Genomic DNA, 13,457 nt, shown 5'->3' on the forward strand with positions numbered 1-13,457 from the left:
AACACAGTATGCAATTAAGCAACGAAGAAGAAGACTATAACTTATCTCTGTCTAAATTTGAATCGATGTTGAAAACCAACAAAGTACTCTTTTTTGACTCCGAAGAATTTGAAGAAATTATTCTTCATTATCTTGATATGGGTAAGGCTAGTTTGGCAAAAAAAGCACTCAAATTGGCCTTGGAGCAACACCCAAAGTCATCAGGATTAAAATTAGTGCAAGTTGAAATGTTAGTATATGACGACAAACTCGAATTAGCGGAAAAGCTATTGAATGAGTTGTATGCCATCGAACCAACCAATGAAGAAATTTATATTCAAAAGGCAAACATCTGCTCTAAAAGAGACCAACACGAAAAAGCAGTTGAATTATTAAAAACAGCCTTAAAATACACAGATGATTTTGCTGATGTCTATAATTTAATAGGCATGGAATATCTTTTTATGGACAATCTTGAAATGGCAAAAAATAGCTTTATCAAATGTCTTGAAGAGGATTTAGAAGATCAATCTGCCTTATATAACATTGTTTATTGTTTTGAATTTTTAGATCAAAATCAAGATGCCATCAGTTATATAAAAAAATACATTGACAAAAATCCATATAGCGAAATTGCTTGGCACCAATTGGGACGTTTGCATTACAGCGTAAAAGAATATGAAAATGCCATCAGAGCTTTTGAATATGCTACTTTGATAGATGATGAGTTTATGGGTGCCTTTATGGAAAAGGCAAAAGCCTACGAGCGCTTAAAAAAATATGACAAAGCCATTGAAAATTACAACCGTACAATCGAATTAGACGATGCAACTTCCTACGCGCTATTGCGAATAGGAAAATGTTACGAAAGACTTGGTAACAAAGCCTTGGCCTTAAAATATTTCAACCAAACGGTACATGAAGATCCTCTTTTAGACAAAGGATGGATTGCCATTACTGACTTTTATGTACGTCAAAAAAATTATCAAAAAGCATTATTCTTTGTCAATAAAGCATTAGCAATTGACAACCAAAATAGACTGTATTGGAAACGTTTTGCCAGTATCAATAAACAAATGAACTTTTTTGAAGAAGCAGAATTTGGGTATCGCAAAGCAGTTGAATTTGGCGAGACTGGTTTAGAAACCTGGTTGTTTTGGGTCGATATCCTTCAATTCTTAGGCGAATTTGAAAGTGCTATTCAAACGTTACTGCAAGCTTGTGAATATTTTCCTGAAGCATACGAAATTGAATATCGTTTGGCTGGATTGTACTTTATGCTAACAGACAATACCAAAGCAAAATTTCACTTGAGTAACGGAATGCGATTAAATTTTGAAAATTACATATTACTAGAAGATTTATTTCCTGTGGTTTGGGCCAAAAAAATGGTGCAGAATTACATTGCAAAACATAAAAAACAGTAATGGCTGATACAGTTAGAAAACGCTTTGGATTATTAGGACGCAACATTAGCTATTCATTTTCTAAAGGCTATTTTACAGATAAATTCAATAACGAAAACTTTGCTGGTTGTACGTATGAAAATTTTGATATTCCCGAAATTGATGCCTTTGCAGAGGTAATTAAAAACACTTCGGATTTAAAAGGATTGAATGTTACCATTCCGTACAAGGAAACGATACTTCCTTTTTTGGATACGTTATCAAAAAAAGCAACTCTAATTGGCGCCGTAAATACCATAAAAATAACAAAAAAAGGAAAGTTAAAAGGCTATAATACTGACTATTATGGCTTTAAAAAGTCATTGCAGCCTTTATTACTTCCGCATCATAAAAAAGCACTCATCTTAGGAACTGGCGGCGCGTCTAAGGGAGTTGCATTCGCTCTTGACGAACTAGGCATAACCTACACTTTTGTTTCTAGAGAACTCAAGGAAAACACCATTGATTACAAGCGAATCAACGCCACTACTTTTGATAATTACCATCTTATCATTAACGCTACACCAGTAGGAACAAGTCCTAACGTAGAAGCGTTTCCGTTAATTCCTTACGAGTTTTTCACCGATACCCATATTGCTTATGATTTAATTTACAATCCGGCTGAAACTCAATTTCTAAAAAAAGCAAAACAACACGGGGCTCAAATTAAAAATGGTTTGGATATGCTTATTTTTCAGGCAGAGAAAGCATGGAAGATTTGGAATAAATAAAAAAAACTTCACGCTAAAAAATACCATATTAGTCTTGTTTGAAAATTGACTTTACCATTAATGTAAATCAATTTTAAACAAGACATTTTTTTATCGTTCATTTAAATAGTATTGAGGTTTACTCTATTGTAATTAATTAATGTGTTAATTTGACTGACAATCAAACTCTTGAATTTAATTTAACACTTTAAATTATGATTAAAAGAACAATCCTCGTCGAGAACAAAACCTCAATCACGACAAAAAATCAACAATTAGTACTCAAATCTGAAATTAGAGAAAATGCTATTCCTATAGAAGACATTGGTTTTCTAGTTCTCGATCATGCTGAAATTTATCTAAGTATTCCCGCTATGAATTTGATCTTAGAAAACAATACTGCTATTATTATTTGCGGCAGTAACCACCTGCCAAACGGAATGTTTCTAAACCTCAACAGCCACCACATTCAACAAGAAATCTTCAAAAATCAAATCGAGGCTTCTATTCCACTAAAAAAACAATTATGGCAACAAACCATTATTGAAAAAATTAAAAATCAAGGTGCACTATTAGAAAAAATAACTACAAATAAAAACACCTTTGAATTTCTAGCCAGTAAAGTTTTAAGCGGTGATACTTCAAATATGGAAGGTGTTGCAGCACAACAATATTGGAAGAATTTTCCATTACCCAATCATGAAAAAGATGGGATAAAACGAGAGCGTTATGGCGATTATCCCAATAATTTTTTAAACTATGGGTATGCAATTTTACGGGCTGCGACAGCTCGTGCGTTATCAGGAAGCGGATTGTTAAATACACTTGGCATTCATCACAAAAGTAAATACAATGCTTTTGCCCTTGCAGACGATATTATGGAACCTTTCCGTCCCATTGTTGACGAAAAAGTTTTTGATATTATGAAACGGTATCATGAACAAGAGCTCAACACGGCAATAAAAGCGGAACTATTACAAATGCTTACCCAAACCGTTTATTTTAAGGACGAGAAGAGTCCATTAATGGTAGGATTACAAAAAACAGCCAGTTCCCTACAGCAATGTTTTACAGGAGACCGTAAAAAAATTAAATATCCAAACTTATGGAACTTAACGGATACCGAATAATGTGGTTGTTTGTGTTTTTCGATCTACCAACAGAAACCAAAAAAGACAAAAGAAATGCCTCTCAGTTTCGAGGGAATTTATTGAAAGATGGTTTTAGTATGATGCAATATTCGGTTTATATACGGCATTGTGCGAGTGGAGAAAGTGCAGACGTTCATGAAAAACGCATTAACAGACTTGTTCCAGCTTTGGGAAAAGTGAGCGTTTTACGTATTACTGATAAACAATTTGGCATGATTATCAATTATTTAGGCAAGGCAAAACAAGATGCTGTTGCTGCACCAACGCAGTTGGAGTTGTTCTAGAAACAAAAAAATGCCTCAATATTGGGTTATCAATCCAAAAAAGAGGCGTTTTTTTATACGATATTCACCCATATTCCTTTGATAATTAAAAGGTAACAAGCCAACTAATATCGTGTTTTCTAATCTTTAATCAAACCACAACACCGTACTGCTCTGTATTTTATCAACAGAAATATCGTGTTTTCTAATCTTTAATCAAACCACAACAAGCCATTGGCTACTCGGTCAACCTGGTCTAATATCGTGTTTTCTAATCTTTAATCAAACCACAACATCAGCAGAATCACAAGGAATGATGTCTTTAATATCGTGTTTTCTAATCTTTAATCAAACCACAACACCGACTTAATACGGGTTAAACTTTCAAGCAATATCGTGTTTTCTAATCTTTAATCAAACCACAACACGATTAATGTACTTTTGCTATTTATATAAAATATCGTGTTTTCTAATCTTTAATCAAACCACAACCGTTGAATATCTAATTGGCACTTTAGTTCAATATCGTGTTTTCTAATCTTTAATCAAACCACAACGGAGGGTTACCCGTTTGATATTACTATTTAAATATCGTGTTTTCTAATCTTTAATCAAACCACAACGCTCGAACCAATGCTAATTGCTACGGGTTGAATATCGTGTTTTCTAATCTTTAATCAAACCACAACCATCGCACAAATCAAATGTATTATATATTTAATATCGTGTTTTCTAATCTTTAATCAAACCACAACGTGTTAATAATGATTCTTTTAGTAAATTTAATATCGTGTTTTCTAATCTTTAATCAAACCACAACGTTATGATTATCACATTCCCCACATGGGCAAATATCGTGTTTTCTAATCTTTAATCAAACCACAACCTCCTGTTCCATGTGGTCAATGTCCTTTATAATATCGTGTTTTCTAATCTTTAATCAAACCACAACCGCCTAACTGAACTAAAGGCATAAGGTTTGAAATATCGTGTTTTCTAATCTTTAATCAAACCACAACTAGACTCTAAAGGACAAAACGGATTGTCTTAATATCGTGTTTTCTAATCTTTAATCAAACCACAACTTAATGCAAATTACTTTAAAAATGGACTTGAATATCGTGTTTTCTAATCTTTAATCAAACCACAACTGAAAGTTACTGCATCCCTGCTGGGCGGATGCCATATCTTTCAGTTGTGGTTTGGCTGTTTAAGACAATGAAAAACTGCATGTCAAAGAACTTTTAAAAATCTTGTCTTCCAATGATTGTAATGACTTCAATTTCACCACCTTTGATATTGTAATAAATTGTATCAACTCCACAAACACAGAAACGATCTACATCCTTGTATTTTGTAACAACTGGAAACATAAACGGATTTGATGCAATTTTATTAAAACATTCAAACAACATATCGTAATATTTATTTGCTTGTTGCAAACCAAATCTTCCCAAACCGTGCTCAAAAATTCTTACAATATCCTCTTCAGCTTCATAAGATAAATGATACTTATACATTTAGCCTACTTTTAATTTCTGCTAAAAGTTCCTCTTTGGTTTTGGTGCTAAAACCACTTTTCAAACCTCTATCGATTTTCATTTGTACATAGTTGTGGTATTCTTCCCGCACACGTGCTTGCTTGATTAAATAATTTACCGCTTCACTTTTGCTAGTAAATTCTTCTTTTGCAACTTGCTTTTTCAACCATTCATCATTTTGATTAGCTAAAGTGATACTTTGTCTGGCCATAATAATAGTTTTTTGATTGGTGTAAATTTACACCAAACTTTTGAGATGGAATTAAATTTTCTGAATTTTTCCTGCAACTGAAATTTTTACTTTTATTGGATTAAAAGTATCCCAACCAGTTTTACCTTCTCCAAAACTTTGTATTCTTACATAATAAGGCTGAAAATTATTTTGAATTGAAGCTTCTTTACTTAATCTGAATTCATAAAATTTTGAAGATAACTTCTGAACCCTATATACATGTTCTTTCAAAATCTCATAATCTGGCTTCTCCCAATTAATTTCTTCGTCTTTCAACCCCAACAAATACATATCATTAATTTGCAATGTGGTAAGGATTGATTTTCCATCTGCTGGCAATTGAAATATAGTTTGCTTTTGTCGTTTGCGTTCCACCACAGTCCAAAAAGTCACAACATCTTCTTTTAGATTCCCTTTTTCGTCTTTATAAATTAGCACATGATGGTTATTTCTTGGATTCACATATTGATTAATATCTTCTTTTAATCGTTCTGCCCTACCTATACTTTCTTTCATTCTAATTTTCTTAACAGGAACGGGAGCGCCGTTTATATTAGGCAAGAAAATTTGCGGTTGGTTTATACCATTTTCATCAACTACAAAAAAAGTATTAGCAGGAACTTTATCTTTTACAAACCCTCCTAATTCTTGAATTCTTTTTAATATCAACAGTCGAGTAGACTCATCAACTACTTTTTCGATTTGTTTTTCAGTTGATAAACTTTCTATAGGTTTACGAACGTGAAAAGCTTCTTCTCCATTAAAATTTCGCTTTCCAAAAACAGTTTCTTTGTGCAATTGTCCTCTTGCGGCTACACCAACATTTCTATAAACCTGTCCGTTTTTATCTGTTTTATGAGTTCTAACGGTTATAATATTGTTTAGTTTTTTATGAGAAACTAAAATTTTATCAACCGCTATTTCAGCATCTTTCACAAAACCAGTCCAAGGTAGAGGGAAATTTTTGTTTTCGGGTTTTCTGTCGTATCTATTCCATTCGGATAGTTTTTGCAAATGACTTACCGTTCCACAAGCCATAACCAAAGCATCAATGGCGTGATGGCGATGATCTTCTCTGGTTTTGGCTTTGTCTTCAGGATTAAGTACCGCATTCAAACCCCATTTTTGACGCAAATTAGCGGTCATTTGCCCAGGTGAAACGGATACTTTTTGGCAAATTTTAGACATATAATTTTTAGCTTCCTTGCTTATATATCTCGTATCATTTAAATTTTTACTTGCAAAATCATCATCAAATTTTTGTTGCACAAAGCGTTTGAACTTTTGATAACTATTTGGATATTGTACTGTGTCCGAAAATAATTTCAACGCTCTTTCCTTTACTTCGTGCCATTTATTTTCTCCTTGTAAACTATAAAATTCAAAAGGAGTTTTGTCACCTTTTGCTCTGTTTTCATCAGCAAAACATAGTGTTTTGTTCATAAAACTATCGTTCAAGGATTTGCTCCAAGGATGAATATGTTCAATTTGAACTTCGCCGCTAAACAATTGCGTTACACCTATACTTCTTCCTGTATATGGACAAGTCCGCTTGCATTCTTCCCAAAGTTTATAAAGCAAAAGATTGTCGTGAGAAATATGTTTACCCAAATTATTGAGTTCAACTTTTACTCTGTCATTTTCCCTTTCTAATTTCTGTTGCCTCTTCCTTTCTTCATTTCTACCTGATTTTGAAGCTTTTAAATTCCGGGCTAATTCCACTTTTATTTCATCCGGTTTTCCGTAATCATCGACAATTTCGTTTACCAACTTCCTTATTTCGAATAAAGCAGTTATGACAACAGGATTTCTGATGGCTTGAATTTCCTTATCAGCATTTGCATTTACTGGAAGTTTCTCTAGCAAAACAGTTTCGTCAATATTAGCTGAATGATGATACAATTTAGTCAATTGTTTATCTGTAAGATGCAAATCGGCTTTAAGAAAATGTTTCAAAGGTTCAATGAAACCGCCTTTTAAATTAGAACGTACAATATCAGGAACATTGTCAATAATCAGTGCTTTTTTATCATTAGAGAGTGTTTCCCAATTATGACTAAAAGCATTCTTTATTCCGCCAAGAACTACTGCAATGTCATATTGCAACCCCAATTCAAGAAAGGGTAAAATATTATTAATTGCTTTTCGGCTAAGACTTGCATATTTGTCTTTTAAATTAAATTTAGAAATAGCTTCTGCTTGTGTTTCGTCAAAACCCCAATTTTTAATAGCATATTCTTTTACTTTGTCTTTACTGTCAAAAAAATACAGAACGTGCCAAATATCTTCTTGTTCCTTTTCTGTGAAATCAAACCATTTTTTCCCAAAGAACTTCTTGTTACATAGATTAGATATAGTGTGAGTTCCTACAATTTTATCTTCGTCTTTATAATTAAATTTATAGATTGCATCTAGTTTGTTGATGGCTTTGCGAATGTCTTTGAAACTTGGTTTCTCTTTCTCAATAAGAAAATTAAAAACTAACTTTCTCTCATCGGCGTGTAACTTATGACCATTATATTCAACCGTATTAATCCATTGGTGCAATCTATATAGTTCAAAAGGAATTGCACTTAATTGAGATTTTGTTTTATTGGGTTCAAATGTACAATTACCAACTAAATGTTTTTGAGAACGCAAAGGGCGTTGATGAAATAAAATACCATCTTCTTTGAAACCTTCATCATTTTTTCTTCCGCCTATTTTCTCTTTTATTTCGTGAGTTAAATCAGAATGATATTTTTTTTGATGTGCCCAAATTTCTTCAAATTCATCAACATACATTTGGCGAGTAGTATATCTATTTCTAATTCTCTCCAAACCATCTAAGAAAGGTTGATTCTCTTTAGGTGAAATTTCATAAAAATAAGAGCCTAATGTTTTATTCTCAATTTGTTCTCTAGTTTCATCAATTCCTATTTTACCTTCTTTGGCATTACCTTTAAAAATAGCTCCATCATCTTTTCCTGCACTTCGGCTATTGCTTAAAAATCCTCTTCGTTGAATTAAATGATAAAAGATACGCCCAATTTCTTCAAAATTTAATTTTTCATTCAATGCTCTATGTCTTAATTCATAAGGATTAAGTGCAAACCAAGTGGCTAATTCTTTAGATGGAAACTTTTTAGTAATTTTCCAATCATCAAAATTTTGATTTGTTAATGGACACATATTTAAAGAAGCTAATTCTTTAAGTAAAACTTTCTTTCGCAACTTTTTTCTAAAAAACTGTCTTCTAGTTCCTCTTGCACTAGTTCTACTGGCATTTTTTGAAAGCTCTCCTTCTCCATCTCCTAAATTATCAACTCCAACAGGAAATATTCTACTTCCCATTCCTATAATTTTATTTACTTTATCATCAATCAAAGCCCATCCAATCGAGTTTGTACCTAAATCTAATCCTAATATTTTTGCCATATCAATCTGTGTTTTGTAAGAATTTTTAAAGATAAATAAAAAATAATTACCTGCTTTACGGTTTTTCACATTCAAACTAAAGTTTTTTTATATACATTTGTAATGATTAAAATTTCTAATCTTTAATCTTATCACAATAAGGCTATATGCCGTAGATGAAAATCTTTAGTCCTGCTTCGGTGGGACTTTTTTTTTGAAAACAATTCTTAATTTTAGCACAAAACCCTAGCCCTGATGGAAGCGGCATCCTTTTTTGAGCCGCCTTTTGGCGCTCAAAAAAGATATAGCGTACAGCAGGAAATTGCTCCATAAAAATCTATTAAACAACCTAAAACGACTTTAAATAAAGGAATTGTTTTGAAATTTCATACGCCTTTAGTATCTTTCGAACTCGATAAAATAACAAAACCCTTATACATTGAAAAAATGTTAGAAGAAAAGAACGATAACCTGCATGAAGCAGATGGAAATTTAGAAAACAATGCTGTTGCTTTTAATGAAATGGAAGCTACTGTCATGGAAACTGAAACAGTTAAACAAACAACTTGTACTCCTAATGAAGACACTGTAGAAGCTATTGCTGAAGAGGTAAAACCAACTGATGCTCTTATTTTAGAAACCGGCAATCAGACGGTACTAGATGCCATTGCTAACACTAATGCTGCCGAAAGTGAGGATGAAACGCTGAAGGAACGTCACGAAATCCCGATGCAAAATTATGATACTTTATCGCTTGAAGCTTTGGTTGACGAGTTGAAAAATTTAGTTTCTAATGAAAAAGTTCTTTCATTTAAGGAACATGTTGAAGAAATAAAAAAAGCATTTCTAGCTAAATACAATCATCTTCTTGAGGAGAAAAAAGAGGATTTTCTAGCAGAAAATCAAGATCCAAACGAAGATTTTCAATACCATTCGCCATTAAAGTCACAATTTGACAAATATTATACTCAATTTAGAGATACTAAAAATAACCATTTCAAGAGTTTACAAACCAATCTAAAAACGAATTTAGAAAACCGTTTGGCTATTGTTGAGGAATTAAAAGAATTGATAAATCCGCAAGCAAACATCAAAGACACTTTAAAACACTTTAATGATTTAAGAGAACGATGGAAAACTGCTGGACCAATTCCTAAAGATAAATACAACCATGTTTGGAACAATTTTCATTTTCATGTGGAAAACTTCTACGATTATTTGCATCTTGACCGGGAAGCAAGAGATTTAGATTTCAAACATAACTTAGAGCAAAAACAAAAGATCGTAGCACGTGTTGAAGAATTGGTTAACGAAGCTGACATCAACAAAGCGTTTCGAGAACTTCAAGATTTACATCGAATTTGGAAGGAAGACATTGGCCCTGTTTCCAGAGAACATCGTGATGTAATTTGGAACAAGTTTAGTGATTTGACCAAGCAAATGCATGATAAAAGGGAAGTTTTATTCGAAAATCAACGAGGAACTGAACTTGAGAATTTAGAAAAGAAAAAAGAAATTATTGCTAAAATTGAAGTTTTGGCAACTGAAAAAGTCAATGCACATTCCCAATGGCTGGCTCAAATAGAAAAGGTAGAAGCGCTACGCACAGCTTTTTTTGCTGCTGGAAAAGTACCATCAGATGTGAATGAGGAAACTTGGACTAGTTTTAAAACAGCTGTTAGAAACTTTAATTCTTTCAAAAACTCCTTTTATAAAGACATTAAAAAAGATCAAAACGATAATTTAAGCAAGAAAAATGCTCTTGTTGCTAAAGCTCGAGAGCTACAAGAAAGTATAGATTTTGTTGTGACTACTCCAATCATGAAACAGATACAGGATGAGTGGAAACAGATAGGTCATGTCCCAAGAAAATATTCTGATAAGATCTGGAAAGAGTTTAAAGATGCTTGCAATCATTATTTTGACAAGGTAAAAGAGCAAAAACATGAAGAGAACACAGAGGAAGTAGCTGCATTTGACAGTAAAAAAGCCTACTTGGAAACGTTGAGAGAATTTGAGTTGACAGGAGATCACAAAACTGATTTAGACGCTATCAAATTGCATATTGAAACATGGAAAAACTTTGGTAAAGTGCCATTTCCAAGAAGACATATTGAAGGGAAATTCAATAAAATATTGGATGCCCTTTTTGAAAAATTGAGTTTGAGTAAAAAAGATACTGAAATGATGCGTTTTGCTAATAGAATGGATCATTTATCAGAGAGTAATGATACGCGCAAACTGGATAATGAGAAAATATTCTTGATGCGAAAAATTGAAGAAGTTCAGAATGAAATTTTCCAATTGGAGAACAACATTCAATTTTTTACCAATACTAGAAATGCTAAAAAAGAGAATTCTATAGTACTAGAAGTTCGTAAAAACATCGCTATCCATAAAGAAAGTTTAGATGTTTGGAAAGATAAACTCAAACAATTGAGAAATTTGAAAATAGAGTAAATTTCAAATTTACATCAAAAATAATCCCGAGGCTGTCCAATAAAGACAGCCTCTTATTTTTACAAAAGGTTTCTTCAATATGATAATTATCATTTTAATAGTTGAGTAGTCGTTCTACTTTTGAACAACTATAAATGATTTTGCCATGAAAAATTCCTTACTACAAAAATATAATGTTCCTGGACCAAGATACACCAGTTATCCTACAGTTCCGTATTGGGACGAGACGGATTTTACGGATGAAATTTGGGCTAAAAGATTAAATACATCCTTTCAAGCGAGTGGTTCTTCAGAAGGCATTAGTTTGTATATTCATTTGCCTTTTTGCGAAAGCCTATGTACTTTTTGTGGCTGTAACAAGCGAATCACCAAAAATCACGGCGTTGAAAATCCATATATAGAAGCCGTTTTGAAAGAATGGACCTTATATTGCAAGATTCTTGGAGAAAAGCCAACTATAAAAGAGATTCATTTGGGTGGTGGAACTCCCACATTTTTTTCTACAAAAAATTTAGAGGATTTAATAAATGGCATCTTTGTTCATGCTAAAAAAGCCAAAGATCATGAATTTAGTTTTGAAGGCCATCCGAATAATACAACTCACGAACATTTGCAAAAGCTTTACGATTTAGGTTTTAGAAGAGTGAGTTTTGGTGTTCAGGATTATTCTGAGAAAGTTCAAAAAGCAATTCATCGTTTACAATCTTTTCATAATGTAGCAAAAGTTACGTTTTGGGCTCGAGAAATCGGGTATACTTCTATAGGTCATGATATTATTTTTGGATTGCCTTTTCAGGAAATAGAGAATGTAATTGATACGATTGAGAAAACAAAATCATTACAACCCGACCGATTGGCGTTTTATAGCTACGCTCATGTTCCTTGGATTAAAGGCAATGGACAGCGTGGTTTTAACGACGAAGACATTCCAAAAGATGATAAAAAGAGAACGCTTTATGAAACAGGTAAAAAATTATTATCTGAAAATGGGTATCATGAAATAGGAATGGATCATTTTGCGTTGGAGACTGACAGTTTATATGAAGCTTTTCAAAATGGGACATTGCATCGTAATTTCATGGGGTACAGTTCGTCTAAAACACAATTAATGATTGGATTGGGCGTTTCTTCCATCAGTGACAGTTGGTCTAGTTTTGCACAGAATGTAAAAAACTTGGAGGACTATTATCAAATACTAGAATGGAACAAATTACCGGTTTTTAAAGGGCATTTATTGACCAATGAAGACCTCATCATCCGCAAGCACATTCTGAATTTAATGTGTCAATTTGAAACTTCCTGGAAAAATATAGCCGATTATTTTAATGAAATTCCAGATGTATTAATACAATTGAAGGAAATGGAAAATGACGAATTGCTAGTAATTAATCACTTTGGGATTACCGTTACAGAAAAAGGAAAACCTTATGTTCGTAATATTTGTATGGCATTCGATTTACGTTTGAAAAGAAAAGCACCAAAAACTGCTTTGTTTTCAATGACAATTTAATGTTTTATAATATACAAAAAAAGCACGCGAAATGGCGTGCTTTTTCATATCCTATAAGATCTAAAAGTTAGTGACAGTTTGGATTTTCTTGAATAAACAAACTCATATTCGACGGAGAAATATAAGGAATTCCCAATCCCAATCCTCTTAAAATAAATAAGCAGCCAATACAAACCGCTACATATGGAATTGCTTTTTGGATTCGGTTTCGAATAGGAATTGTGAGATATGAATTGATGTACACTACACTGCTCATCAAGGGAACGGTTCCTAACCCAAATAAAATCATATACAAAACACCCAAACTTTCACTTTGCATGGCAATAGCACCAAACAAGGCTACATAAACCATTCCGCAAGGTAAAAAACCATTTAGTACACCAATAGTAAAAAGGGATTTGTAACTCTTGTTTCTGAACTGACTTCCTAAAGCCGTTTTAATTCTGGAGATTAATTTAAAAACGGGTTTTGAAAAATTGTATATCGCAAAAAGTTTGTCTGGAATTACCACTACAACAATCATGGCTACACCAATAAATATAGATAAGTTTTGTTGCAAACCTGCCAAGAAAAAACCTTTTCCCAAGAGACCAAAAACAAAGCCAATAGAGGCATACGCCGATACTCTTCCTAAATGATAGGTGATGATTTGAGTTGCTTTTTTGGCCTGATTCGTTCTGTCTACAGGCAACATCATAGCAATAGGACCGCACATTCCTATGCAGTGAAAACTACTTATTAAACCGAAAATGAAGGCAGTGTAAAGCATT

10 protein-coding genes and 1 CRISPR repeat array are annotated in these 13,457 nt (G+C 32.9%); of the genes, 6 read left to right on the forward strand and 4 right to left on the reverse strand.

What is annotated here, in order from left to right:
- Positions 1 to 8 precede the first annotated feature (8 nt).
- The 4 genes from ACNQGO_RS08255 to cas2 all read left to right on the forward strand — a co-directional run bounded on the left by ACNQGO_RS08255 (position 9) and on the right by cas2 (position 3,569).
- The gene (locus ACNQGO_RS08255; RefSeq protein WP_309758849.1) at positions 9 to 1,406 is read left to right on the forward strand and encodes a tetratricopeptide repeat protein; all 1,398 of its coding nucleotides are present in this window, start codon (positions 9 to 11) and stop codon (positions 1,404 to 1,406) included.
- Positions 1,406 to 2,155 (forward strand): shikimate dehydrogenase family protein, encoded by a 750-nt coding sequence (locus ACNQGO_RS08260; protein WP_417984967.1) that lies wholly within the window; start codon positions 1,406 to 1,408, stop codon positions 2,153 to 2,155. Before ACNQGO_RS08255 ends, ACNQGO_RS08260 begins: the two co-directional genes overlap by 1 nt.
- Positions 2,156 to 2,349: 194 nt before the next feature.
- Complete coding sequence (cas1, locus tag ACNQGO_RS08265) at positions 2,350 to 3,264, forward strand: type II CRISPR-associated endonuclease Cas1 (protein WP_417947862.1); 915 nt, start codon at positions 2,350 to 2,352, stop codon at positions 3,262 to 3,264.
- Positions 3,240 to 3,569 (forward strand): CRISPR-associated endonuclease Cas2, encoded by a 330-nt coding sequence (gene cas2 / locus ACNQGO_RS08270; RefSeq protein WP_417947861.1) that lies wholly within the window; start codon positions 3,240 to 3,242, stop codon positions 3,567 to 3,569. Before cas1 ends, cas2 begins: the two co-directional genes overlap by 25 nt.
- Positions 3,570 to 3,675: 106 nt before the next feature.
- A CRISPR array of direct repeats spans positions 3,676 to 4,699; the repeat unit is 36 nt; unit sequence AATATCGTGTTTTCTAATCTTTAATCAAACCACAAC.
- 93 nt (positions 4,700 to 4,792) lie between these two features.
- Here the strand turns inward: cas2 and ACNQGO_RS08275 are convergent.
- Genes ACNQGO_RS08275 through cas9 form a run of 3 tightly spaced genes read right to left on the reverse strand, consistent with a single transcriptional unit; the run spans position 4,793 to position 8,738 of the window.
- On the reverse strand, positions 4,793 to 5,068 hold the full coding sequence (locus tag ACNQGO_RS08275) for a type II toxin-antitoxin system RelE/ParE family toxin (RefSeq protein ID WP_417948015.1): 276 nt from the start codon (positions 5,066 to 5,068) through the stop codon (positions 4,793 to 4,795).
- Positions 5,061 to 5,300 (reverse strand): ribbon-helix-helix domain-containing protein, encoded by a 240-nt coding sequence (locus tag ACNQGO_RS08280; protein WP_417948014.1) that lies wholly within the window; start codon positions 5,298 to 5,300, stop codon positions 5,061 to 5,063. The genes ACNQGO_RS08275 and ACNQGO_RS08280 overlap by 8 nt, the downstream gene beginning before the upstream one ends.
- Before the next feature lie 51 nt (positions 5,301 to 5,351).
- Positions 5,352 to 8,738: a type II CRISPR RNA-guided endonuclease Cas9 gene (gene cas9, locus ACNQGO_RS08285; RefSeq protein ID WP_417984968.1), complete on the reverse strand. Its 3,387-nt coding sequence runs from the start codon at positions 8,736 to 8,738 to the stop codon at positions 5,352 to 5,354.
- Between the two features lie 516 nt (positions 8,739 to 9,254).
- On the opposite strand from cas9, the gene ACNQGO_RS08290 reads away from it, so the two are divergent.
- Both ACNQGO_RS08290 and hemN read left to right on the forward strand, forming a co-directional pair.
- Positions 9,255 to 11,177 (forward strand): DUF349 domain-containing protein, encoded by a 1,923-nt coding sequence (locus tag ACNQGO_RS08290; protein ID WP_417985005.1) that lies wholly within the window; start codon positions 9,255 to 9,257, stop codon positions 11,175 to 11,177.
- Positions 11,178 to 11,322: 145 nt separating this feature from the next.
- Complete coding sequence (hemN, locus tag ACNQGO_RS08295; RefSeq protein WP_417984969.1) at positions 11,323 to 12,687, forward strand: oxygen-independent coproporphyrinogen III oxidase; 1,365 nt, start codon at positions 11,323 to 11,325, stop codon at positions 12,685 to 12,687.
- 67 nt (positions 12,688 to 12,754) lie between these two features.
- Here the strand turns inward: hemN and ACNQGO_RS08300 are convergent, their stop codons facing one another.
- Positions 12,755 to 13,456 (reverse strand): sulfite exporter TauE/SafE family protein, encoded by a 702-nt coding sequence (locus ACNQGO_RS08300; protein ID WP_417984970.1) that lies wholly within the window; start codon positions 13,454 to 13,456, stop codon positions 12,755 to 12,757.
- Position 13,457 lies beyond the last annotated feature (1 nt).

This window comes from Flavobacterium frigidum (assembly GCF_048286735.1).
GTDB lineage: Bacteria > Bacteroidota > Bacteroidia > Flavobacteriales > Flavobacteriaceae > Flavobacterium.

What these genes read in the sequence shown, in the direction of transcription:
- ACNQGO_RS08255 (WP_309758849.1), top strand. Translation starts at nt 9, where the DNA reads ATGCAATTAAGCAACGAAGAAGAAGACTATAACTTATCTCTGTCTAAA.
- ACNQGO_RS08260 (WP_417984967.1), top strand. Translation starts at nt 1,406, where the DNA reads ATGGCTGATACAGTTAGAAAACGCTTTGGATTATTAGGACGCAACATT.
- cas1 (WP_417947862.1), top strand. Translation starts at nt 2,350, where the DNA reads ATGATTAAAAGAACAATCCTCGTCGAGAACAAAACCTCAATCACGACA.
- cas2 (WP_417947861.1), top strand. Translation starts at nt 3,240, where the DNA reads ATGGAACTTAACGGATACCGAATAATGTGGTTGTTTGTGTTTTTCGAT.
- ACNQGO_RS08275 (WP_417948015.1), bottom strand. Translation starts at nt 5,068, where the DNA reads ATGTATAAGTATCATTTATCTTATGAAGCTGAAGAGGATATTGTAAGA.
- ACNQGO_RS08280 (WP_417948014.1), bottom strand. Translation starts at nt 5,300, where the DNA reads ATGGCCAGACAAAGTATCACTTTAGCTAATCAAAATGATGAATGGTTG.
- cas9 (WP_417984968.1), bottom strand. Translation starts at nt 8,738, where the DNA reads ATGGCAAAAATATTAGGATTAGATTTAGGTACAAACTCGATTGGATGG.
- ACNQGO_RS08290 (WP_417985005.1), top strand. Translation starts at nt 9,255, where the DNA reads ATGGAAACTGAAACAGTTAAACAAACAACTTGTACTCCTAATGAAGAC.
- hemN (WP_417984969.1), top strand. Translation starts at nt 11,323, where the DNA reads ATGAAAAATTCCTTACTACAAAAATATAATGTTCCTGGACCAAGATAC.
- ACNQGO_RS08300 (WP_417984970.1), bottom strand. Translation starts at nt 13,456, where the DNA reads ATGCTTTACACTGCCTTCATTTTCGGTTTAATAAGTAGTTTTCACTGC.